Origin of the sequence: Hydrocarboniphaga sp. (genome assembly GCF_028291725.1) — a bacterium.
Taxonomy (GTDB): domain Bacteria; phylum Pseudomonadota; class Gammaproteobacteria; order Nevskiales; family Nevskiaceae; genus Hydrocarboniphaga.
The window spans coordinates 1-23,763 of the sequence record NZ_JAQGNT010000084.1 but is presented as its reverse complement, the minus strand read 5'-3'; the positions used below and the strand labels follow the sequence as shown (position 1 = coordinate 23,763).

Below are 23,763 nucleotides of genomic sequence, written 5' to 3'. Positions count from 1 at the left end.
CTTAGCGCTTCTTCTTGGTAGTCGGAGCCACCGGCGAAGTTACGAAGCCGATCTTCTTGACGCCAGCCGTCTGCAGCAGCGACATGCCGCGAGCGACCGATTCATAAGGAACCTTGGCATCGCCCTCGACCAGGAACATTTCCTGGGGCTTGTTGCGCGCGATCGCGCCGGCCTGCTGCACGACCTCCTCGTCGGACAGCGCACTGCTGCGGTTCTCGCCGACGTTGAGGAACAGCTGGCCATCGCGGCTGACCGACAGCGTGATCGGTTCTTCGCCTTGCGTGATGTTCGCCGCGTCGGCCTCGGGCAGCTCGACGTCGATACCCTGGGTCAGCAGCGGCGCAGTGACCATGAAGATGATCAGCAGCACCAGCATCACGTCGATATACGGCACGACGTTCATCTCGGCGTTCAAGCGCCGCTTCTTGCCCCCGCGGGGGCTGACCGAGGCGCCCATGCTTACTGCTCCGGCCACTGACAATCAAAACGGGGAACCTCAGCTCGCATGCTTACACCGCTCCTGTTAACGCACCCGATAGTGGCCGGAGCAACAAGCAAAAAGCCATGCTCCGTTTTGATGAAGCGGCCATCCCGCAGGAGCCGGCTAGCGCCGCGCATACTAAGCCCAACGCCAGTAAAGCCTCGCGCAGCGAGGCCTGTCGGCGCTTGTGGCAAGGCGCCGGCGCGCTGGCATAGCGAGCCTATGGCGAGCGACGGCAACGCCGCCAGAAGGGCCGACAGGCCTCGCCCGGAGGGAGCCTTCGCCGCCGCCCGCCTGCTGCGTTGCGTCTGCTTGACAGGGAATGACCCTGCCGGCGCAGCCGCGCCTTGCAGGCAGACGGCGGCGAAGGCTCTGCGTGAGGCTTTACTGGCGTTGGGCTTAGTATCGTCCAGCTCGCTCATTTTTCTAGGCATCCGATAGCCGCTTCATCAAGCCTTGGCAGTGCGCAGCGCGCGCTCGATGATGCCGATCATCTCGTCGGTGAACGTGGCGTAGCGGTTCTCGAGGCTCTCGACCGAATTGGTGAAGAAGTTGTAGGCGACGACCGCCGGGATCGCCGCGAACAGGCCGATCGCGGTGGCGATCAGCGCTTCGGCGATGCCGGGAGCGACCATCGCCAGCGAGGCGTTCTTGGCGCTGCCGATCGCGATGAACGCGCTCATGATGCCCCAGACCGTGCCGAGCAGACCGACGTAGGGGCTCACCGAACCGACCGTGGCGAGCATCGACAGGCCGCCTTCGAGCTTCTCGATTTCACGCACCTGGGCGACGCGCATCTGGCGCTGAACTGCGGCGATCACGTCTTCCGGGTCCATGCGTCCGCCCTGCTGCTGGCGCGAATATTCCTCGAAACCGGCGGTGAAGATCGGGATCAGGCCCTCGTCTTCCTTGCCGCGGCGGGTGCTCTCATAGAGATCGACCAGCGTGCCGCCGGACCAGAAACGGTTCTCGAAACCTTCGGCCTGCTTGCGGGTGCGCGACAGCAGGCTGCGCTTGGCGAAGATCACCGCCCAGGAGCTGACGGACGCCAGGATCAACAAGGCCATGATGAATTGGACCGGGACGCTCGCTTGCGTGATCAGTTGCGCCAGCGACAGGTTGCCGTTCATTCCCTGAGAACCTCTGCTTGATTGAATCTGATTGATTGGAATTGTAGAAACACGGGAAGCACTTGCAGCGGCCAGCGCATCGCCGGCCGCAAAGCACCCGAATTATAGGGTGAACACTGTGTCGTCTGGGAATGAATCGACGGTGAATGCTGCCTTGCGGCACCCTGGCAGCCCGACTGGCTGCCAGGGTCACCAACCCAGTGCCGGAATCCGCTTGGGCATGAAAGTCTTCGCGTCCACACAGGCAACGCGCACGCTGGCCTTGGCCAGAACCTCGTCGGGCGCTTCGGTACGCCGCAGCACCTGGCTGAAAATCAGGCTGACATTCTTCAACTCGGCGATCGAGGTGAACACCTCGACCTGGTCGTCGAGCCGCGCCGGCCGCCGATACAGGATGTCGATACTGGCGACCGTGAAGGCGATGCCGACTTCGCTCATCAGCTTGTCCTGGCTGTAGCCCAGCGCGCGCAGCCATTCGGTGCGGGCGCGCTCGAACCAGCGCAGGTAGTTGGCGTGATAGACCACGCCCGAGGCGTCGGTGTCCTCCCAGTAGACCCGCAGCGGATGGATATGAGTCGGGCCAGAGGTTGCTGCGGAGGTCGGCGAAGTCATGGGCCTTCGAACAGGTCGGGGATGATGCGAGCCTCGAGCTCGCGCGGTGGTTTGAGGCCGTAATGCTGGTAGGCGAGCCGCCCGGCGATGCGTCCGCGCGGCGTGCGCATCAGGTAGCCCTGCTGGATCAGGTAGGGCTCGATCACGTCTTCGATGGTGTCGCGGGACTCGCCGATCGCGGCGGCCAGGTTGTCGATGCCGGCCGGGCCGCCATCGAAGCGTTCGATCAGCATCAGCAGCAACTTTCGATCCATCACGTCGAAGCCATTGGTATCGACATCAAGCAGCTTCATTGCCTCAACGGCCATCTGCTGGGTGATCACGCCCTGCCCGCGCACCTCGGCGTAGTCGCGCACCCGGCGCAGCAGGCGGTTGGCGATACGCGGCGTGCCGCGCGCACGGCGCGCGATCTCGTGCGCGCCCTCGGCGTCGATCGGCGTGCGCAGGATGCCGGCGGAGCGCACGACGATGCGGGTCAGATCCTCGATCGAATAAAACTCGAGCCGCTGCACGATGCCGAAGCGGTCGCGCAGCGGCGAGGTCAGCGCGCCGGCGCGCGTGGTCGCACCGACCAGTGTGAACGGCGGCAGGTCGAGGCGGATCGAACGCGCCGCCGGACCCTCGCCGATCATGATGTCGAGCTGGTAGTCCTCCATCGCCGGATACAGCACCTCCTCGACGACCGGCGACAACCGGTGGATCTCGTCGATGAACAGCAGATCCCGCGGCTCGAGGTTGGTCAGCAGCGCCGCCAGATCGCCGGCGCGCTCCAGCACCGGGCCCGAGGTCTGGCGCAGATTCACGCCCATTTCCTCCGCCAGAATGTGCGCGAGCGTGGTCTTGCCCAGGCCCGGCGGGCCGAAGATCAACACGTGATCCAGCGCCTCGTTGCGACGCCGCGCGGCCTCGATCGCGATGCCCATCTGCTCGCGCACCGCCGGCTGGCCGACGTAATCGGCGAGCTTGCTCGGGCGGATCGCGCGCTCGACGCGCTCCTCGTCGCCGCCGCCGACGCGCGCCGACACGGTGCGGCCCTCGCTGCTGTCAGCGGACCGCACGGCGCAGCGCCTCCTGGATGATCTGCTCGGTGCTCATGCCGTCCTTGTGCACAGCCTCGGTGAAACGCTGGATCTCGACCGGCTTGTAGCCCAGCGCCGCCAGCGCGGTGCGCGCTTCCTGCAGCGGCGATGCCGGGCCGGACGGTATCGCGCCGGGCAGCGTGACGACGTCGCCGCCGGCTCCGGCCTTGTCGCGCATCTCGACGATCAGGCGCTCGGCGGTCTTCTTGCCGACGCCGGGAATCTTGGTCAGGCGCATCACATCGCTGGCGCGGACCGTAGTCCAGAAATCATCGACGCTGGTGCCGGACAGCAGCGCCAGGGCGAGCTTCGGGCCCACGCCGGAAACCTTGATCAGTTCGCGAAACAGGCTTTTTTCGACATTCGACGCAAAGCCGAACAGCAGGTGCGCGTCTTCGCGGATCGTCAGATGGGTTTGCAGCGTGACCTGCTCGCCCAGTGGCGGCAGCTTGTAGAAGGTCGACATCGGCGCCTCGAGCTCGTAGCCGACGCCGCCGACGTCGAGCAGCAACAGCGGCGGTTGCTTGGCGATGAGTTTGCCGCTGAGTCGTCCGATCATGAGGCGAAGTATGCCGGCTTTTGTACGTCGACCCAACGAAACTCCGTTGCTCCCGACGCGCATCGACCGTAGGTCGGCAATCCCTTGCCGACGTGTCAGTTGGGAAAGGGCGCACGTCGGCAAGGGATTGCCGACCTACATCAACCCCAGCTCTTGCTCAGCGCGATGCCGGCGCGGACGCGCGTGCCGCGCACATGGGCGTGGGTCAACGCCACCGCCAGCGCGTCCGAGGCATCGGTGGCCAGCTTCTGCTGCAGGTTCAGCAGCACCTTGACCATGTGCTGGACCTGGTCCTTGTCGGCGCGGCCATTGCCGACGATCGCCATCTTGACCTGGGCGGCCGCGTACTCCGCCATCGGCACCCCGGCGCCGGCGATCGCACAGATCGCGGCGCCGCGCGCCTGCCCCAGCACCAGGGCACTCTGCGGGTTCGCGCGATTGACGAAAGTCTCTTCGATCGCGACTTCCTCGGGCCGGTATTCGCCGATCAGCTCGGACAGGCCGCGCAGGATCTTCAGCAAGCGCTCCGGCAGCTCACCCGCACCGACGGCCAGGCAGCCATGCGCGATATGCAGACTCTTGTAGCCGCTGGAATCGATGACGCCCCAACCCGTCGTTCTGGAGCCAGGGTCGATGCCAAGTATCCGCACGGTCGGCGTGGCCACGCTCGCGCCGCTCAGTCCGGCAGGTCGGCGTTGTGATAGACCTCTTGCACGTCGTCGAGCTCTTCGATCCGCTCCAGCAGCTTGCGCAGCGAGTCCGCCGCCTCGCCCTCGACCGCGACCCGGTTGGAAGGCCGCTGCAACACGCGCGACTGCGCTGGCCTAAGGCCGGCCGCGAGCAGCGCGGCCTTCACCGACTCGAAAGTCCCGGGAGTGGTCAGCACCTCGCACCAGCCCGCATCGGCCTGTACGTCGTCGGCGCCCGCTTCGAGAGCGGCTTCCATGATCTTTTCTTCCAGCGAGGCATCGTCGCTGAGGTCGAACCACAGCTGGCCGACCTCGGTGAACTGGAACGCGACCGAGCCGCTGGTGCCCATGTGGCCGCCGTTTTTCGAGAACGCATGGCGGACTTCGGCGACGGTGCGCGTCGGATTGTCGGTCACACAGTCGACCAGCACCGCGATGCCGCCCGGACCATAGCCTTCGTAGCGGACTTCCTGCGGCGCCTCGGCACCTTCGCCGCTGGCACGCTTGATCGCCGCCTCGATACGGTCCTTGGTCATGTTGACGTCCAGCGCGCGCGACACCGCCAGCCGCAGGCGCGGATTGCCGGCCGGGTCGGGGCCGGCTGCGCGCACCGACAAGCCGATCTCGCGGATCAGCTTGGTGAACAGCTTCGCCTTGACCGCATCGACCGCATTCTTGCGGCCTTCGATACTCGGACCACGACCCATGAAGGCCTTCCTCCTGGTGTTTTCTAAACTCTAAAACGTCAGCTCAAAACGTCAGGCGCAGACCGAAAATGGCGCCGTCATCCGCGGTATAGGCGTGGCCGTTGTCCGGGTCGAGGCGCAGCTTGCGATAGCCCAGATAAACCGCGGCGTTACGCAGGACCTGGTAGTCGGCCGTCAGCGCGAATTCGAGCTGATCCTCGATATCGCCGAGGCTCAACACCTTCGGCTGGTACCAGAGGTAGCCCTGGAACCCCAGGCGCTCGAAACCGGCAAAACGCAGGTCGAACTGGCCGCCGATCGCGCCGCCACCGCCGGTGTCGTACTTGGTGTCGGTGTACTGGCCGCGCAAGCCGATGCCGGCCGTCAGCCTTGCTTCCTGTGCACCGGCGTCGCCGGTCAACATCAGGCCGGCGTGGAGGTTGGTCAGGCGGGTGTTCTTGTCGTCGCTGTACAGGCCGCCGAGCTGGTATTCGCCATCGGTATTGTTGAACACATGAGACAAGGGGCCGTTGAACTGGCCGAACACGGCGGCGTCGTTGATGTTGAGGTCGAAGGTTTCCGCATGCGCCGGCAAGGCCGTCGCGGTGAGTAGTACGACAGCCAGCCATCCATGGAGCTTGGTCATTATTTTTCGTTCCTTTGCTTTTGTAGCGTGCTTTTGTAGCGCTTTTTTTTAGGCCATTTTTTCAGGCTTTGCGCGGCGGCTTGTTGACCGCGTGCACGGCGCGGCCGTCGACCAGCAACACCGCGTCATGAAAGGTTTCCGACAACGAAGGATGGCCATGAATGGTCAGCGCGATGTCTTCGCAGGTCGCCGAATATTCCAGCGCCAGCACCGACTCGGCGATCATCTCCGAAGTGTGAGGGCCGACCATATGCACGCCGAGTATGCGATCGGTCTTGACGTCGGCGATCACCTTGCAGATGCCGATATTCTGCTCCATCGCCTTGGCACGGCCGGACGGCACGAACGACGCGGTGCCGGTCTTGACCTCGAACCCCGCGGCCTTGGCCTGCTCCTCGGACAAGCCCACCCAGGCCACTTCCGGCGAGGTGTAGATCACCGACGGGATCGCGTTGTAGTTCAGCTGCGTGTGATGACCGGCGAGCTGCTCGGCCAGCGCCACGCCCTCTTCGATCGCCTTGTGCGCCAGCATCGGATTGCCGATCACGTCGCCGACCGCGTAAATGCCGGGGACACTGGTCTTGTAGTGCGCATCGACCTTGACGAAGCCGCGCTCGTCGAACGCGACCCCCAGCTCCTTGGCTCCGACACCATCGGTGTACGGGCGCCGGCCGACCGCGACCACCAGCTTGTCGAACTCTTCGGTCCTCGATTCGCCGTTCTGCTCGTACTCGACGGTGACGCTGTCCTTGCCGGCCTTGGCGGCTAGCACCTTGGCACCCAGTCGGATGTCGAGGCCCTGCTTGAGCAAATGCTTCAGTGTCTCCTTGGCGACGGCCTGATCGACCATCGGCAGGAAGCTCGGCAGCGCTTCGATGATGACGGTCTTGGCGCCGAGCCGGTTCCAGACACTGCCCAGCTCGGTGCCGATCACGCCGGCGCCGATCACGCCCAGGCGCTTGGGCACTTCGGCCAGGTCCAGCGCGCCCCAGCTGTCGATGATCCGCTCGCCGTCGAACGGCGCGATCTTCAGATTGACCGGTGCCGAGCCGGTGGCGATCACCAGGTGCTTGCCGACCAGCTCCTGGGTCTTGCCTTCGTGATCCTTGAACTCGACCTTGCCGTCGCCGAGCAGCCTGCCGTAACCGAACAGGCCGGTGACCTTGTTCGCCTGGAACAGCGCCTTGATACCGCCGGTGAGATCGCGCGAGACCTTGGTCTTGCGCGCCTGCATCTTGGCCAGGTCGAAGCTGACCGGGCCGGAACTGATACCGTGTTTTTCGAATTCGTGCTGGGCGCGATGCACCAGCTCCGAGGATTCCAGCAGGGCCTTGGACGGAATGCAGCCCGCATTGAGGCAAGTGCCGCCGAAAGCCGGCGTCTTGTCGGTGTTCATCCAGGCATCGATGCAGACCGTCTTGAAACCGAGCTGGGCGGCGCGGATTGCGGCGGGATAACCGGCCGGACCGCCGCCGATCACGATAACGTCGTAGTTTTCGCTCATTTTTTCCTCTCGTTGATCGCGCATATTGTAACGCCTAGTGTTGGCCGCTGGCGCAGAAAAACATCAGCATGAAACTTGCGACGCTCAGGCTGGACCAACAAGAACAGAACAATGGAGCCGGTTATGGACAGCACAACACCTGACAAGGACCGCGAACCCGAACGCCGTGCGGTCAGCGAACGCGCCGCACTCGACCAGCGCGCGCTGCACCGCTCGTTCCTCGACAACCTGCTTTACGTACAGGGCAAGTTTCCAAGGCTCGCGACCCAGACCGACTATTACCTGGCGCTCGCGCATACGGTCCGCGACCGCCTGATGCAGCGCTGGATCAGCACGGCAGCGGCCTATACCACGCAGGCGTCGCGCACGGTCTGCTATCTGTCCGCCGAGTTCCTGATGGGCCCGCATCTGGGCAACAACCTGATCAACCTCGGCATCTACGACACCGCGGCCGAGATGCTCGGTGAACTCGGCCTCGACATCGAAGAGCTGCTGTATCAGGAAGAAGAACCCGGCCTCGGCAACGGCGGCCTGGGCCGCCTCGCCGCCTGTTTCATCGACTCCCTGGCGACGCTGGAAGTGCCGGCGCTGGGCTATGGCATACGTTACGAATATGGCATCTTCCACCAGACACTCGTCGATGGCTGGCAGGTCGAGAAAACCGACAAGTGGCTGCGCTACGGCAACCCCTGGGAACTGGCGCGCCCGGAATGGGTGGTCGAGATCAAGATCGGCGGCCGCACCGAGCGATACACCGACGAACATCAGCGGCTGCGCGTGCGCTGGGTGCCGGCGCGCATCGTCAACGGCGTGCCTTACGACACGCCGATCCTCGGCTATCACGTCAACACCGCGAACACGCTGCGGCTGTGGAAGGCCGAGGCGCCGGAGTCTTTCGACTTCGGCCAGTTCAACAGCGGCAACTACGCCGGGGCGGTGACGCAGAAGATCGTCTCCGAGAACCTGTCGAAAGTTCTGTATCCGAACGACGAGCAGGAGCAGGGCAAGGAGCTGCGGCTGCAGCAGCAGTATTTCTTCGTCTCCTGCTCGCTGCAGGACATGCTGCGCATCCTGAAAGTCCAGGGCATTCCGATCGATCGCTTCCACGAAAAATTCGCGGTGCAGCTCAACGACACGCATCCGTCGATCGGCGTCGCCGAACTGATGCGCCTGCTGGTCGACGAACACCTGGTCAACTGGGACACCGCCTGGGACATCACCTGCAGAAGCTTCGGCTACACCAATCACACGCTGATGCCGGAAGCGCTGGAGCGCTGGTCGCTGCCGCTGTTCGAGCGCACGCTGCCGCGGCATCTGGAGATCATCTACGAGATCAACGCCCGTTTTCTGGACCAGGTGCGCCTGCGCTTCTTCGGCGATGAAGAGCGCCTAGCGCGCATGTCGCTGATCGAAGAACACGGCCCACGCTACGTGCGCATGGCGAATCTGGCCTGCGTCGGCAGCCACGCGATCAACGGCGTCGCCGATCTGCACACCGAGTTGCTGAAGCAGGACGTGCTGAAAGATTTCTACGAGCTGTGGCCCGACAAGTTCAGCAACAAGACCAACGGCGTCACGCCGCGCCGCTGGATCGTGCTGGCGAATCCGAAGCTGACCTCGCTGATCACCGAAACCCTAGGCGACGGCTGGATCCGCGATCTCGACCAGCTGCGCGGTCTGGAAGCACATGTGCAGGATGCAGCGTTCGTGCAACGCTGGCAGGCCGTCAAGCGCGGCAACAAGGCCGAGCTTGCGGCCCATATCGGCCGGCGCCTGCATATCACCGTCGATCCGGATTCGCTGTTCGACGTGCAGGTGAAGCGCATCCACGAATACAAGCGCCAGCATCTGGCGGCGCTGCATATCATCGCGCTGTATCTGCGGATCAAGGCCGACCCCAACGCCGACATCGTGCCGCGCACGTTCATCTTCGGCGGCAAGGCCGCGCCGGGCTATCACATGGCCAAGCTGATGATCAAACTGATCACCGCGATCGGCGATGTGGTGAATGTCGACCCGCATGTGCGCGACCGCCTGAAAGTCGCGTTCCTGCCGAACTTCAGCGTCACCAACGGCCAGCGCATTTATCCGGCAGCGGATTTGTCCGAGCAGATCTCCACCGCAGGCAAGGAGGCTTCCGGCACCGGCAACATGAAGTTCCAGATGAATGGCGCGCTGACCATCGGCACGATGGACGGCGCCAACATCGAGATCATGGAAGAGGTTGGCGCCGAGAATTTCTTCCAGTTCGGCCTGACCACTCAGGAGGTCTATGCCTGGCAGGCGCGCGGCTATCGGCCGATGGACTGCTACGAGAAAAGCGCGCCGCTGCGCGAAGTGCTCGACCTGATCAGCAGCGGCTATTTCGCCCGCGGCGACACCAGCGTGTTCAAGCCTCTGGTCGATGTGCTGCTGCAATACGATCCCTACTTCCTGCTCGCCGACTTCGATGCCTATCTTGCCTGTCAGGACGAAGTCAGCCGCGTCTACCAGGATCAGACACGCTGGACCAGGATGGCGATCATCAACAGCGCGCGTTCCGGCAAGTTCTCCTCGGATCGCACGATCCAGCAGTACTGCAAGGAGATCTGGACCGTGACCAAGGTGCCGGTGCGGCTGCTGACCCAGGAAGATGTCGAGGCGGATTTCATGCAGTAGCCACCGCGCAGCGGTGGCGGCTTATTCGCCCTCGCCCGCTGAGCGGCTGGGCGGCGTCCAGGTCCAGTCGTCCTGCGGACCGTAGTCGGTGTCGAGTTGTTGCAGGCGCTGCCCCACCTGATCCGCACCGACACATTGGTTCGGCTTGCAAGGCGGCGGGCCGTCCTTCCACTGCGAATTGAAGGAATCGACAATCGCTTCGGTCCAGCCTTTCTTGAACGGCACGCCGTGGGTCTCCAGATCAGGCAGGCCTTGCAGCAGGCGATCGAACTTCGGGGCGTTTTCTCGCAGGCTGCGCTGCTGCGGCAGCGGCACGTCGAAGACCAGTCCGCCCGGCTCCGGCTCTGGTTCCGGCGGAATCACCACCGAACGGGTCGTCGCTGCGTCCGGCGTCGCGGATGTCGAATCGGGATCAGCGGCGAAGGCCGGCGCGGACGTCGCGATGATGCCGACGGCCATAAACACGCCAGCGCGCATCAGCGGGTTTTCACACCTAGTTGCACGGCCGCTTTCGCCAGCGCCGTGATCTCGCTCCAGCGCCCCTGCTCGACCAGATCGGGCGGCGCGAGCCAGGAGCCGCCAACGCAGGCCACGTTCGGCAGAGCCAGGAACTGCGGCGCCGTCGCGGCATCGATGCCGCCGGTGGGGCAGAAACGCACATCGGCGAAGACGCTGCCCAGGGCCTTCAACATGCCGATGCCGCCCGCCTGTTGCGCGGGGAACAATTTCATCGCGGTGAAGCCGGCGTCGCGGCGTAGCATCACATCGGACGGCGTCATCGCGCCCGGCAGAAACGGCATGCCGGAATCGCGGATCGCCTCGAGCAGCGCCGGAGTCACGCCCGGGCTGACACCGAACTTGGCGCCGGCGGCCAGCGAATCTTTCAGATCCTGCACTCGCGTGATCGTGCCGACGCCCACCACCGCGTCCGGCACCTGCTCGCCGATCGCGCGGATCGCGGCGAGCGCGGCCGGCGTGCGCAGCGTCACTTCGAGCACGCGGATACCGCCACCGACCAGCGCGCGCGCCAGCGGCACCGCGTGCTCGAGCTGCTTGATCACGATCACCGGAATCACCGGGCCCAGCGCGAGAATATCGTCGATCTTCATGTCAGCACTCGTAGCCCGGGTGGAAACCCGGGAGGCTTGGGATTCGCAACAAACCCGGGTTGCACCCGGGCTACGCGGAGGCTTCGACCGCCTCGACCTCGGGAACGTTCACCTGCATCGGCACTTCATACGGCGCATACATCTGCGCACCCTGCTCCGCTCCGGCCGCATGCAGGCGCGCATTGGTGAACAGCTCGCGACCCATGCCGTGTTCATTGGCGCTGGTGTCGACCATTGATGGCGAGCGCAGCTCCCATTCCGAAGCGGGCACGCGCACGTAGCACTCGCCGGTGTCGGCATCGAGCCGGATGATGTCGCCGGTGCGCACCAGCGCCAGCGGTCCGCCGGCCAGGCATTCCGGCGTCACGTGTATCGCGGCCGGCACCTTGCCGGACGCACCGGACATGCGGCCGTCGGTGACCAGCGCGACTTTGTAGCCTTCGTCCTGCAGCACGCCGAGACTCGGGGTCAGCTTGTGCAGCTCCGGCATGCCGTTGGCACGCGGGCCCTGAAAGCGGACGACCGCGACGAAATCGCGCTTCAGTTCGCCGCGCTTGAACGCGGCCTGCACCGCCTCCTGGCTGTCGAACACGATGGCCGGCGCTTCGACGACGCGATGCTCGGGCTTGACCGAGGACACCTTGATCACCGAGCGGCCGAGATTGCCGGTCAGCAGCCGCAGGCCGCCATCGGCGCTGAAAGGCGCATCCGCGGGACGCAGGATCGAATCGTCCAGACTCTTTGCCGGCGCATCGCGCCAGCTCAAAGTGCCATCGACCAGCTGCGGCTGTTTTGCGTAATGCCGCAGCCCGTGCCCGGCTACGGTTTCGACATCGCCATGCAGCAGGCCGTGATCGAGCAGATTGCCGATCAGATAGGCCATGCCGCCGGCGGCATGGAAGTGATTCACGTCGGCCTTGCCGTTCGGATAGACCTTGGCCATCAGCGGGATTACCGCGGAAAGATCGGCAAAATCATCCCAGTTGATCAGGATGCCGGCGGCCCGCGCGATCGCGACCATGTGAATGGTGTGATTGGTGGAACCACCGGTGGCGTGCAGGCCGATGATGCCATTGACGATGCTGCGCTCGTCGACGATGTCGCACAGCGGGCGATACTCGTCGCCGAGCGCCGTGATCTTGGCCGCGCGCTGCGCCGACGCGGCGGTCAGCGCATCGCGCAGCGGCGTGTACGGATTGATGAAGGCCGCGCCCGGCAGATGCAGGCCCATGATCTCCATCAGCATCTGGTTGGAGTTCGCGGTGCCGTAGAAGGTGCAGGTGCCGGCGCCGTGATAGGACTGCGCCTCCGATTCCAGCAAGGCTTCGCGGCCGACCTTGCCCTCGGCATAAAGCTGGCGCGTCTTGGCTTTGGTGTCGTTGGAGATGCCTGAGGTCATCGGGCCCGCCGGCACGAAGATCACCGGCAGATGGCCGAAATGCAGCGCGCCCATCAGCAGGCCCGGCACGATCTTGTCGCAGACGCCCAGGCACAGCACCGCGTCGAAGCTGTTGTGCGACAGCGCCACCGCGGTCGCCATCGCGATCACATCGCGCGAGAACAGCGACAGTTCCATGCCCGGCTCGCCCTGGGTGACGCCGTCGCACATCGCCGGGACACCGCCGGCAAACTGGGCGACCGCGCCAGCCTTGCGCGCCGCCTGCTTGATGATCTCGGGATAGTGCTGCAGCGGCTGATGCGCCGACAGCATGTCGTTGTAGGCCGACACGATCGCGATATTCGGCCAGCGCCCCTGGCGCAGCTCGCGCTTGTCCACTTCGTCGGATGCGGCGAAGGCATGCGCGAGATTCGTGCACGACATGTGCGAACGCACCGTGCCGGCCCGCTTCGCCGCGTTCATCCGCGCCAGGTAGGCACCGCGCAAGGGCGCACTGCGCGTGACGATGCGCTGCGTGACCGCTGCGATGACGGGGTGCAGCTCGGCATGTTGCATGACGTCTCCCTGTCCGGATAATCGGACTGGCAAAAGCTGAGCCAGCAGCCGGCTCGGGATATGGGCTTGACCCGTTGCAACACTGCATGTTCCAACTCCTGGAACGCCGCAGCAGTCGCATCACCAGCGGATTCTATGCAAAACTGGCGTCTGTGAAAACGATTTCACGACAGGAGAAATTATGCAGGACGCGAAAGCCAGTAACAGCTTGCAAGAGTTCGACCTGATCTTCTTCGGCGGCACCGGCGATCTGGCGATGCGCAAACTGCTGCCGGCGCTGTACAACCGCTTCCGCGACAGCCAGCACACCCAGGGCTGGCGGATCATCGGCGTCGCGCGCCAGGAGATGACGCGCGAGGAATACCTGAACCTGGTCAGCGAAAACTGCAAGCAGTTCATCCCCAATGGTGAATTCGACCCGCTGGCCTGGACCGCGTTCACCACGCACCTGGAATATCTGCGGCTCGACGGTCTGCATGCCGACGACTACGCCGAACTCGCACGGCGCCTGCAGAACTCAGGCGAACGTGTGCGTGTGTTCTATCTGTCGACCGCGGCGAGCCTGTTCGCGCAGATCTGCCAGAACCTCGCAGCCGCGCACCTGGTGACCCCGCAGACGCGCGTCGTGCTGGAAAAGCCGCTGGGCCGCGATCGCGCCTCCAGCTACGAGATCAACGAGGCGGTCAGCAAGATCTTCGAAGAACGGCAGATCTTCCGCATCGATCACTACCTGGGCAAGGAGACCGTGCAGAACCTGATCGCGTTGCGCTTCGGCAACTCGATCTTCGAGCCGCTGTGGCGCCGATCCAACGTCCAGGACGTGCAGATCACGATCTCCGAAACGGTCGGCGTCGAGGGCCGCGGCGAGTACTACGATCGCTACGGCGCGCTGCGCGACATGGTGCAGAACCATCTGCTGCAGCTGCTGTGCATCATGGCGATGGAGCCGCCGTCGAGCATCGATCCCGACGCCGTGCGCGACGAGAAGCTGAAAGTGCTGCGTGCGCTGAAGCCCATTACGCTGGATTGCATCAAGACCAAGACCGTGCGCGGCCAGTATCGCGCCGGTGCGATCGATGGCAAGGCCGTCCCCGGCTATCTGGATGAAGAGGGCATCCCCGGCGACAGTACCAACGAGACTTTCGTCGCGATCAAAGCCGAGCTGGAAAACTGGCGCTGGTCGGGTGTGCCGTTTTATCTGCGCACCGGCAAGCGCATGCAGGAACGCGTCGCCGAAATCGTCGTCAACTTCCGGCCGGTGCCGCACGCGATTCTTCCGTCGTCGGCCAACGAAGGCAATCGCCTGGTCATCCGCCTGCAGCCGAACGAGGAAGTGATGCTGTACCTGATGGTCAAGGTACCGGGCGCCGAGATGAAGGTACGTCCGGTCGATCTGAATCTCGACTTCAAGCAGGAGTTCAAGACCCGGCAGTGGGATGCGTACGAGCGCCTACTGATGGACGCGATACTCGGCAAGCTGACCCTGTTCATGCGCCGCGACGAACTCGACGCAGCCTGGCGCTGGATCGACCCGATCCGCGACGGCTGGGATGCGATCGGCGAACCGCCAAAGACCTATGCGGCCGGAACCTGGGGCCCGACGGCAGCCAGCACGCTGATCACGCGCGACGGGTTTTCGTGGCGCGAAGACGGGTACCAATAAACCTCGATCCGCAACTGTAGGAGCGGGTCATACCCGCGACTGAGTCCCCGCCGGCACAGTCGCGGGTATGACCCGCTCCTACAGTTGCGCTTCGGAAATCGCCGTTATAGAACCCCTAAAACAGCGGCTCAGTAGTGGTACTCGACCAACTCCTCACGCTGGCTAGGATCGGCAGAATCGAAGGACACAATCTCGCCGATGCCGGGGACGTAGAACTTGTTCTCGGTCGCGTCGGGTTCCAGCGGTGTGAAATTGAGCGTCTTGAGACAGTTGCCGGCACAGCTCGCTGCCGGGACGGTTTCCGTGGCGGTGAGACTTTCCACCTTGGCAATATCTTCGGCTTCGCCGAGAGCGAACTCCTCGCGATACTCCTGGCCCAGCTGCGCTGCGGCGAACATGACGATGCCGGGCTTGGCCCCGTCGATGCCGGCCTTGAACGAGCCATCGGTACTCGGCAGCTCGCCCTTGTCGTAGGCCGTCGACAATTCCCCGAAGTACCAGACATTGCCCTGAAGGTCCTGCGCAAAATAGTCGTCGGTATCTTCGTTTACGTAGTTGCCCGATTTTGAAATGTCATGGACGACGGTGCAGATCACGCCATCGATCTTTACCGTCTTCTTCGTGACGGTGACCGTAATCAGCTCTGTCGGCGAGCTATAAATCCGGGTATAGCCCGGCGTCAGAATCAGGAAAGGATTGGCGGCAACCGAGGTGCCGATCGCCGCAGGATCGACGAAATTGGCCGGGTCGACCACCGGATCGTAGCGTGCTTCGCCGAGGTCTTTGCAGACATCGGCCCGGCCCGCGTACTGAGCCGCGCAGAGCGCGTGATCGTCGGCGAAGTCCTGCCTCTTCTCCTCCTCGCAGGCCGCCCGCTCGTCAGCATCGGCAAGGTTCGCGCAGATCGCGGACTTCACCCAGAAATTGTCCGCGGTATCGAAACCGCAGGCGGTCCTCATGTCGGCGGCGGCGGCGGAGCAAAAGTTCCCGGTAACGGCCTGCACCAGTCCCGCCGCGCTGCTGTTGCCGGGCAGCCCCGCCAGCAGCAAGGGACAGAGCAGGGCCGATCGCGTCCATTGATGTTTCCCTTCCGGGCCCAAACGCTTTCTGGCGGCACTGATCAATCTCTCGATCGCTATCATCGTCGTACTCCTTTACGCAGTGGAAAAGCTGGCGGGAATCGCAGCGTCCCATTCTGATTCCGGTGCCCTGTCGCGGCCCTTTCCAATACATTGCGATCCGGTAATGGCGACGCGGCGGCGCGGGACTATGATCGGGGCATGCATATCCTGATGATCGAAGACGACGCGCGCGCCGCCGAATACCTGGTGAAGGGACTGGGACAGTGTGCGCACGTCGTCGATCACGCCGCCGACGGCGACAGCGGCCTGCAGCTCGCGTTGCGCGGTTCCTACGATGTGATCGTCGCAGACCGCCTGCTGCCGAAGCGCGACGGGCTTTCCATCATCCGCATGTTGCGCGCGGACGGGAATCGGACACCGGTGCTGGTGTTGTCGGCGCTCGGCGAAGTGGACGACCGCGTCGCCGGACTGCGCGCCGGGGGCGATGACTATCTGGTGAAGCCTTACGCGTTCAGAGAACTGCTGGCACGGCTAGAGGCCTTGCAACGTCGCCAGCCCGCGCCAATGGGCGAAGCGCTCGTCGTCGGCGATCTGGTACTCGATCTGCAGTGCCAGACCGTAAAACGCGCAGGCCGCCTGCTGCGACTGCAGCCGCGGGAATTCCGGCTGCTGGCGTGCCTGATGCGCCACGCCGGACACGTCGTCACGCGCACGATGCTGCTGGAACAGGTTTGGGACTTCCACTTCGATCCGCAGACCAATGTCATCGACGTGCAGATCAGCCGGCTGCGCAACAAGATCGACAAGGATTTCGAGCTGCAGCTACTGCATACCGTGCGCGGAGCCGGGTATCAGCTTGGCGAAGCGAGCTAGCGTGCGCTTGCCGCGCCTGCTGCGAACTACCGCCGTACGCTTTGCGCTGCGTTATGCGCTGATCTACGTGCTGGTGCTCGGCGGCGCCCTGGCGGCGTTGATGTGGGTAGAGCATAGCCACATCGACGATCGGACACGCGCCGAGATCGAAAGCAAGCTGCACGTTCTTGTCCTCGCACACGACAACGGTAGAGAAGCCGAAATGATCCAAGGGCTCCGGCAGCTGCAGGCCGGTGCAAAGCGGGACGATCGTCTGTTCCTGCTGGTCACTGCGGAGGGCGCGCGTCGTGAGGGCAACCTGATCGCCTGGCCAAGCGAACAATCGATAACACTCGATGGCCGTGCCCACCTCGTATTGATCGAGGAGGAAGTCGTTCCGAAAGACCTCTCGGACTCCGACGTTTTCGGCCTGGCCGTCGCCTGGATGTTTGCCGATGGCAGCCGCCTGCTGCTGATACACCGAGACGCTGAAGCAGAGCAATTGCTGGAGATCACCGACTATCTCAGCGAAGTGCTCGGCGTCGCGGGTTTGCTCGCGCTGCCGCTGAGCTTGAGCCTCTCGCACACGATGCTGAGACGCATGGACGATATCGGCCGCACCGCAGCCGATATCGCAGCCGGAGATCTGGCGCGGCGCGTACCGGTCAGCGAGCGCAATGACGAGTTCGACACGCTCGCCGCGCGTCTCAACACGATGCTCGATCGTATCCAGCAACTGGTACGGGGCCTGCGCGAAGTCACCGACAATGTCGCACATGACCTGCGCAGCCCGCTGGCACGCCTGCGCTCGCAACTCGAAGTGGCGCTGCTCGAGCCGCGCGACGGTGCCGAGTACCGCGAGACGCTCGGCCACAGCCTCGACGACGTCGACCAGCTGATCCGTACTTTCAATGCGCTGCTCGGCATTGCCCAGGCCGAGGCCGGCAGTGCGAGCAATGGCTGGGAGCCGGTGAACCTCGACGCGCTGGCTCACGATGTCGCCGATCTTTACGGTCCGCTGGCGGAAGAAAAAGGCCAGACGCTCGACAGCAGCGATCGCCAGCAAGTGAGCATCCTCGGAAGCCGCGACTTGCTCGCGCAGGCGCTGGGCAATCTGCTCGACAATGCCATCAAATACACACCCTCGGGCGGTCAAGTAGGTCTGAGCGTCCGGCGCATCGGCAACAGCGTGGAACTCGCGACCAGCGACACCGGGCCGGGTATTGCCGCGGTAGACCGCGCACGCGTGCTCGAGCGCTTCGTGCGACTCGACCAGTCGCGCAACCTGCCGGGCAATGGCCTCGGACTGAGTCTGGTGCAGGCCGTGGCACGTCTGCACGGTGCGGAGCTGGTGCTGGCGGACGCAGTGCCGGGTCTGGTCGTGATACTGCGGTTTCCGCTCCCGCCCGGCAACCGCGCCGCGTGATTGGGAGCGACTTCGGCCGGAATCGTCCGCAGTGACAAAAAAGCCCGCTTTCGCGGGCTTTTTGAATGAAAACGAGCGATCAGACCTGCAGCAGCAGGCGGCTGGGATCTTCCAGGCCTTCCTTGATGGTCTTCAGGAACAGCACAGCGTCGCGGCCGTCGATGATGCGGTGATCGTAGGTCAGCGCCAGGTACATCATCGGGCGGATCACGATCTGCCCCTCTACCACGACCGGGCGGTCGAAGATGCCGTGCATGCCGAGGATCGCGGCCTGCGGCGGGTTCAGGATCGGCGTCGACATCATCGAGCCGAAAATGCCGCCGTTGGTGATCGAGAATGTGCCGCCGGTGAGATCTTCCATCGTCAGCTTGTTGGCTTTCGCTTTCGCGCCGAGACCGGCGATGGTTTTTTCGATTTCAGCGAACGACAGCGTGTCGGCATCGCGCACAATCGGCACGACCAGGCCGCGATCGCTCGAGACGGCAACGCCGATGTCGTAGTACGCGTGATACACGACATCGCTGCCGTCGATCGAGGCATTGACCAGCGGGTACTTCTTCAGCGCTTCGATCGCGGCCTTGACGAAGAACGACATGAAGCCGAGTTTGGTGCCGTGGGTCTTCTCGAAGCTGTCCTTGAACTTGGCGCGCAGATCGTTGACCGCCTTCAGGTCGACTTCGTTGAAAGTCGTCAGCATCGCCGCGGTGTTCTGCGCTTCTTTCAGACGCTCGGCGATACGCGCGCGAATGCGCGTCATCGGCACGCGCTGTTCTTCACGCAGACCGGCGGAAGTACGCGGCGCGGTCGCCGGCGCCTCGCTCCTGACCGGAGCCGGCGTCGATACCGGAGCCTGGGCCGCCTTGGCCGGCTGAGCGCCGGCGACGGCCTTCACGTCTTCGACGGTCAGACGACCACCCTTGCCGGTCGCCGGAATGTTCGCCGAGCTGAGGCCGAGTTCGCTGAGCAGCTTGCGGACCGCCGGGCTCTGGCCGTCGTCACCGGCGCCGTTGGTGGCCGGAACCGGCGTCGTCGTCGAGCTGCCCGGCGCAGAAGCTCGCGCCTCGGCCTTGCCCATCATCTGCGGTTCCGCAGCCGGCGGGCTGGCGGCGGTTGCGCCCTCTTCGATGATGCCGATCACGTCGCCGGCATTGACCGTCGCGCCCGGCTGGATGCGGATTTCCTTGAGGATGCCGTCGACCATCGACGGCACTTCCAGCATCACCTTGTCAGTCTCCAGATCGACCAGGTTCTGCTCGCGCTTCACCGCTTCGCCGGCCTTCAGATGCCAGGTGGAAATGGTTGCCGACGCCACCGATTCCGGTAGCGCAGGTACTTTGATCTCGATGCTCATCTTGAATGAGAGTCCTTTTTTTGTTTGTTCGTAGTCAGGAGCTTTTTAGCGATCGTTTTCAGGCGTTGTGACCGGCCGGCTTGCCGCCGCTCAGTGCGCCGTTGACGACTTCTTCCTGCTCCTTGTTGTGCACTTTCAGGTAGCCGACCGCGGTGGTCGACATACCCGGACGCGTCGCATACAGCAGGCGGTGCTGCGGCAGCAGGTACGCGCTCAGACGATGCTTGATCTGGTACCACGCGCCCTGGTTCTCCGGCTCTTCCTGGCACCAGATCACGTCCTTGGCGTTCGGATAGGTCGCCAGAATGTTCTCGTAATCCTGACGCGGGAACGGGTACAGCTGCTCGATACGCACGATCGCGACATTGCCGAGCTGCTGCTTCAGGCGCGCCTGGTACAGGTCGTAATAAACCTTGCCCGCGCAGAACACGATGCGATCGACGCCTGCCGCATCGATCTCACTGTCGGCGATGATCGGCTGGAAGCGTCCCTTGGTGATGTCGTCGAGCGTCGACACCGATAGCGGATGACGCAGCAGCGATTTCGGCGTCATCACGATCAGCGGCAGGCGCAGGCCGCGCTTCATCTGGCGGCGCAGCATGTGGAACATCTGCGCCGGCGTCGATGGCACGCAGACCTGCTGATTGTTGCCGGCCGACAGCTGTAGCCAGCGCTCCAGGCGGCCGGAAGAATGTTCCGGACCCTGCCCTTCGTAGCCATGCGGCAGGAACACCGCCAGACCACAGGCGCGGCCCCACTTGGCCTGACCGGATGCAATGAACTGGTCGAATACCACCTGCGCACCGTTGGCGAAGTCACCGAACTGCGCCTCCCAGATCACCAGGCAATCCGGATCGGCGGTCGAGTAGCCGTACTCGAAGCCGAGCACGCCCTCTTCGGACAACAGCGTGTCGGTGGCGACGAAGCGGTACTTGTCGGGATCGAGATGCCGCAGCGCGGTATGGCGGTTGCCGGTAACCGCGTCGTGCACGGTGGCGTGACGATGCGAGAACGTGCCACGGCGCACGTCCTGACCGGACAGGCGCACCGAAAAGCCGTCGTTGACCAGCGTCGCGTACGCGATGGTTTCGGCAAAGCCCCAGTCCATCGCCAGATCGCCGGCCGCCATCTTGGCGCGGTCGTCGTAGAGCTTCTTCACCAGCGGGTGCAGCGTGAAGCCATCCGGCAGCTTGGCGACGCGAGCATGCGCGGTGCGCAGGGTTTCCAGGCTGATCGCAGTATCCGCCGGCGTATCCCACTCGCCCTTGGTGTAGTTGGCCCAGTTGACGGTGTACTTGTTGCCGACCAGGCCGAGCGTCGTGCGAGCAATGTTCTCGCCCTTGTCCAGGCCGTCGCGATAGGCCTTTACCAGACCATCGATATCGCCCTTGGCGATCGTGCCCTCCTCCTCGAGCTTGCGCGCGTAGAGGTTCATCGTGGTCGGCTGCTTCTTCACCGCCTCGTACATCTGCGGGCTGGTGATGCTGGGCGTGTCGGCCTCGTTGTGGCCGAGGCGGCGATAGCAGCAGATATCGACGATCACGTCCTTGTGGAATTCGTTGCGGAAGTCCATCGCCAGCCGCGTGACGAACACCACCGCCTCGGGATCGTCGCCGTTGACATGGAATACCGGCGCTTCGAACATCTTCGCCAGATCGGTGCAGTAGCGGCTGGTGCGCGAATCGTGGCCGGGCATCGCCTCGATCGGGTTCGGCATGGTGAAGCCGATCTGGTTGTTGACGATGATGTGCAGCGTGCCGCCGGTGCCATAGCCCTTGGCCTGCGACAGCTGCATGGTCTCCATGACCACACCCTGCCCGGCGAAAGCGGCGTCGCCGTGAATCAGCACCGGCACCACGCGATGGCCGACTTCGTCGTTGCGGCGCGTCTGCCGCGCCTTGACCGAGCCTTCGACGACCGGGTTGACGATCTCCAGGTGCGAGGGATTGAAGGCCAGCACCAGGTGCAGGCGCTTGCCCTGCACCTCGACGTCGGTCGAGAAGCCCATGTGGTACTTGACGTCACCGGCACGTGACAGGCTCTCGGCCGAGTACTTGCCCTCGAACTCGGCGAACAGATCCTTCGGCGATTTGCCGAGCACGTTGATCAGCACGTTGAGGCGGCCGCGATGGGCCATGCCGATGACGATCTCCTCGACGTCGCGAACCGCAGCGCCGCGCAGCACTTCGTCCATCGCCGGAATCAGCGAGTCGCCGCCTTCCAGCGAGAAGCGTTTCTGGCCGACGTACTTGTTGTGCAGGTAGCGCTCGATGCCTTCGGCCGCGACCAGCTGCTTGAGCAGCTCGGGCTTGGACTCGGTTGGGACTTTAGGCTTGAACGCCTGGCCTTCGAGACGCTTCTGGATCCAGCGCTTCTGCGCGGTCTCGGTGATGTACATGTATTCGGCACCGACGGTGTCGGTATACACGTTCTTGATGATGCGGATAATCTCGCGCAGCGGCAGGCGATCCGGACCTTCGTGCATCAGGGACCCGGTGTTGAACACCGTATCCATGTCGCCGTTGCTCAAGCCATGAAACGCCGGATCGAGATCCGGCACCATCACCTGCGGCGCGATATTCAGCGGATCGAGGCGAGCCGCCTGGTGGCCGCGCACGCGGTAGTAATTCAACAGGCGCAGCACCCCGCCCTGCTTTTCCGCCGCACGCGCGTCGAAGCTGCCCTGAGCGGCCGACGCCGTGTTGACGATGGTGCCCGGCTTCTTCTCGCGCGCCAGTTTTTCGAAGCGCGCCAGCACGTCGCTGTGGGCGACTTCGCGCGGCGCGTTCTGATCCTGGATCAGCCTGAAATAGGCTCTCCAGGACGCGTCGACCGACTCCGGGTCTTCGAGGAACTGCTCGTAGTAGGCTTCAACGTAGGCGGCGTTGGCGCCCTGGATCGAGCTCGACTCGATCAGACTCTGATATTTGTTACCGCTCATTTTCTTTGGCTGCCGCGATGCTCTGCGTTGAGGCTTGAGGGAAACACCGTGCGGGGCGAATGAGCCGCTTGAGGGATCGCGGCAGAGACAAGGGCGGCACAGCCGCCCCGCACGGCGGGTTGTTACTTACTTCTTGGCATGTACTTTTTCGATCTTCTCGGGCTTCTTCAGATCGATCTGAAGCTCGGTCAGGTATTCGCGAAAATCATCGGCCAGCTCAGGGTGCTTGAGACCGTATTCGACGTTGGCCTTCAGGTAGCCCAGCTTGGAGCCGCAGTCGTAGCGCGTGCCTTCGAACTCGTAGGCCAGCACGGTCTGCTCCTGGATCATCATGCTGATCGCATCGGTCAGCTGGATTTCGCCACCGGCGCCGCGCTGCGTGCGCTCGAGCAGCTTGAAGATGCGCGGCGTCAGGATGTAGCGGCCGACGACGGCGAGGTTCGAGGTGCAATCCTCGGGTTTCGGTTTCTCGACGATGCGGCGGATCTCGCCCAGGCCCGGCCCGACCGGCTGGGTCTCGACGATGCCGTATTGCGACACTTCTTCCTTGGGCACACGCTGCGTGGCGATGACGCTGGTGCCGTACTCCTGGTAGACGCGCTGCATCTGCGCCAGGCAGGGGCGCAGCTTGCCGTCGATCAGGTCGTCGGCCAGGATCACCGAAAAATCCTCGTCGCCCACCGCCGGCCAGGCGCACAGCACCGCGTGGCCCAGACCCAGGGCTTCGGCCTGGCGGATGAAGATGCAGGTGATCCCCGGCGGCAGGATTTCCTGCACCGTCTGCAGCAGTTTTTCCTTGCCGCGCTGGCTCAGCTCGGCCTCCAGCTCGTAGGCCTTGTCGAAGTGATCCATGATGGAATTCTTCGAGCGGCCCGTGATGAAGATCAGTTCTTCGGCGCCAGCGCTGATCGCCTCCTGCACCGCGTACTGGATCAAGGGCTTGTCGACGACCGGCAGCATTTCTTTGGCGCTGGCCTTGGTCGCGGGGAGAAACCGCGTGCCCAGACCAGCAACCGGGAATACCGCCTTACGAATTCGCATGCATCGCTCCAAAAAAAGATCGGGGGCCGCCGGTCTGGCAATGTCCATGCCCGGAAGGCCTCGCAGCGCGCGACAGTTTAGGGGTTCAGGATGACAAATGCATGCGTTTCGGTGCTGTGGCCGTATTCGAAAATACTAATGACGGACGATAGCCCCGGCACCGCTGCGATCGGCTAGTCCGCTGAATCGGAGGAAGCGGATGGGTCCGGGCGTCCGGGCCGTGTGCGATGCAAGGAAGAAAGCACAGCAATAGTGGTGACTATTGCGAGCATTTCTGACGCAGCAGCGTGCGCGGAACGG

At 63.9% G+C, this 23,763-nt stretch carries 20 protein-coding genes; 4 read left to right on the top strand and 16 right to left on the bottom strand.

The genetic code is table 11. The annotated features are described in order from the left end of the window. Position 1: 1 nt before the first annotated feature. The 9 genes from tolR to lpdA form a co-directional block, all read right to left on the bottom strand. Positions 2-457 (bottom strand): protein TolR, encoded by a 456-nt coding sequence (gene tolR, locus JWQ90_RS21810; protein ID WP_299697102.1) that lies wholly within the window; start codon positions 455-457, stop codon positions 2-4. 473 nt (positions 458-930) lie between these two features. After that, a complete protein-coding gene (gene tolQ, locus JWQ90_RS21805; protein ID WP_299697101.1) occupies positions 931-1,611 on the bottom strand; it encodes a protein TolQ in 681 nt (226 codons plus the stop codon). 189 nt (positions 1,612-1,800) lie between these two features. Beyond that, positions 1,801-2,223 carry a tol-pal system-associated acyl-CoA thioesterase gene (ybgC, locus tag JWQ90_RS21800; protein WP_299697100.1) on the bottom strand — a complete coding sequence of 141 codons (423 nt, stop codon included), beginning with the start codon at positions 2,221-2,223 and terminating at the stop codon, positions 1,801-1,803. Beyond that, positions 2,220-3,248: a Holliday junction branch migration DNA helicase RuvB gene (gene ruvB, locus JWQ90_RS21795; protein ID WP_366919570.1), complete on the bottom strand. Its 1,029-nt coding sequence runs from the start codon at positions 3,246-3,248 to the stop codon at positions 2,220-2,222. The genes ybgC and ruvB overlap by 4 nt, the downstream gene beginning before the upstream one ends. Before the next feature lie 19 nt (positions 3,249-3,267). Beyond that, on the bottom strand, positions 3,268-3,861 hold the full coding sequence (gene ruvA / locus JWQ90_RS21790; RefSeq protein WP_299697098.1) for a Holliday junction branch migration protein RuvA: 594 nt from the start codon (positions 3,859-3,861) through the stop codon (positions 3,268-3,270). Between the two features lie 140 nt (positions 3,862-4,001). Beyond that, on the bottom strand, positions 4,002-4,526 hold the full coding sequence (gene ruvC / locus JWQ90_RS21785) for a crossover junction endodeoxyribonuclease RuvC (RefSeq protein WP_299697097.1): 525 nt from the start codon (positions 4,524-4,526) through the stop codon (positions 4,002-4,004). 11 nt (positions 4,527-4,537) lie between these two features. Further along, positions 4,538-5,257, bottom strand: coding sequence for a YebC/PmpR family DNA-binding transcriptional regulator (locus tag JWQ90_RS21780; protein WP_299697096.1), 720 nt, complete (start codon positions 5,255-5,257; stop codon positions 4,538-4,540). 43 nt (positions 5,258-5,300) lie between these two features. Then, positions 5,301-5,882, bottom strand: a complete 582-nt coding sequence (locus JWQ90_RS21775; RefSeq protein WP_299697095.1) for a YfaZ family outer membrane protein — start codon at positions 5,880-5,882, stop codon at positions 5,301-5,303. A gap of 61 nt (positions 5,883-5,943) precedes the next feature. Next, positions 5,944-7,386, bottom strand: coding sequence for a dihydrolipoyl dehydrogenase (gene lpdA, locus JWQ90_RS21770; protein ID WP_299697094.1), 1,443 nt, complete (start codon positions 7,384-7,386; stop codon positions 5,944-5,946). Between the two features lie 123 nt (positions 7,387-7,509). On the opposite strand from lpdA, the gene JWQ90_RS21765 reads away from it, so the two are divergent. Continuing rightward, on the top strand, positions 7,510-10,044 hold the full coding sequence (locus tag JWQ90_RS21765) for a glycogen/starch/alpha-glucan phosphorylase (protein ID WP_299697093.1): 2,535 nt from the start codon (positions 7,510-7,512) through the stop codon (positions 10,042-10,044). A gap of 21 nt (positions 10,045-10,065) precedes the next feature. On the opposite strand, the gene JWQ90_RS21760 is transcribed toward JWQ90_RS21765, so the two are convergent. From JWQ90_RS21760 to edd, 3 genes are all read right to left on the bottom strand, one after another. After that, positions 10,066-10,521, bottom strand: a complete 456-nt coding sequence (locus JWQ90_RS21760) for a hypothetical protein (protein WP_299697092.1) — start codon at positions 10,519-10,521, stop codon at positions 10,066-10,068. After that, positions 10,521-11,153: a bifunctional 4-hydroxy-2-oxoglutarate aldolase/2-dehydro-3-deoxy-phosphogluconate aldolase gene (eda, locus tag JWQ90_RS21755; RefSeq protein ID WP_299697091.1), complete on the bottom strand. Its 633-nt coding sequence runs from the start codon at positions 11,151-11,153 to the stop codon at positions 10,521-10,523. The genes JWQ90_RS21760 and eda overlap by 1 nt, the downstream gene beginning before the upstream one ends. Before the next feature lie 70 nt (positions 11,154-11,223). Continuing rightward, positions 11,224-13,107, bottom strand: coding sequence for a phosphogluconate dehydratase (gene edd / locus JWQ90_RS21750; RefSeq protein WP_299697090.1), 1,884 nt, complete (start codon positions 13,105-13,107; stop codon positions 11,224-11,226). A gap of 181 nt (positions 13,108-13,288) precedes the next feature. Here edd and zwf point away from each other — a divergent pair, with 181 nt between their 5' ends. Next, the gene (gene zwf, locus JWQ90_RS21745; RefSeq protein ID WP_299697089.1) at positions 13,289-14,770 is read left to right on the top strand and encodes a glucose-6-phosphate dehydrogenase; all 1,482 of its coding nucleotides are present in this window, start codon (positions 13,289-13,291) and stop codon (positions 14,768-14,770) included. A 128-nt stretch (positions 14,771-14,898) separates the two neighbouring features. Here the strand turns inward: zwf and JWQ90_RS21740 are convergent, their stop codons facing one another. Next, positions 14,899-15,912: a hypothetical protein gene (locus tag JWQ90_RS21740; protein ID WP_299697088.1), complete on the bottom strand. Its 1,014-nt coding sequence runs from the start codon at positions 15,910-15,912 to the stop codon at positions 14,899-14,901. 138 nt (positions 15,913-16,050) lie between these two features. On the opposite strand from JWQ90_RS21740, the gene JWQ90_RS21735 reads away from it, so the two are divergent. Both JWQ90_RS21735 and JWQ90_RS21730 read left to right on the top strand, forming a co-directional pair. After that, positions 16,051-16,725, top strand: a complete 675-nt coding sequence (locus JWQ90_RS21735; RefSeq protein WP_299697087.1) for a response regulator transcription factor — start codon at positions 16,051-16,053, stop codon at positions 16,723-16,725. Further along, complete coding sequence (locus JWQ90_RS21730; protein ID WP_299697086.1) at positions 16,709-18,130, top strand: ATP-binding protein; 1,422 nt, start codon at positions 16,709-16,711, stop codon at positions 18,128-18,130. The genes JWQ90_RS21735 and JWQ90_RS21730 overlap by 17 nt, the downstream gene beginning before the upstream one ends. A gap of 79 nt (positions 18,131-18,209) precedes the next feature. Here JWQ90_RS21730 and odhB read toward each other — a convergent pair whose 3' ends face one another. From odhB to galU, 3 genes are all read right to left on the bottom strand, one after another. Then, positions 18,210-19,481 (bottom strand): 2-oxoglutarate dehydrogenase complex dihydrolipoyllysine-residue succinyltransferase, encoded by a 1,272-nt coding sequence (odhB, locus tag JWQ90_RS21725; RefSeq protein WP_299697085.1) that lies wholly within the window; start codon positions 19,479-19,481, stop codon positions 18,210-18,212. A 58-nt stretch (positions 19,482-19,539) separates the two neighbouring features. After that, on the bottom strand, positions 19,540-22,422 hold the full coding sequence (locus tag JWQ90_RS21720; RefSeq protein ID WP_299697084.1) for a 2-oxoglutarate dehydrogenase E1 component: 2,883 nt from the start codon (positions 22,420-22,422) through the stop codon (positions 19,540-19,542). A gap of 126 nt (positions 22,423-22,548) precedes the next feature. Beyond that, positions 22,549-23,463, bottom strand: a complete 915-nt coding sequence (gene galU, locus JWQ90_RS21715) for a UTP--glucose-1-phosphate uridylyltransferase GalU (protein WP_299697083.1) — start codon at positions 23,461-23,463, stop codon at positions 22,549-22,551. Positions 23,464-23,763: the final 300 nt, after the last annotated feature.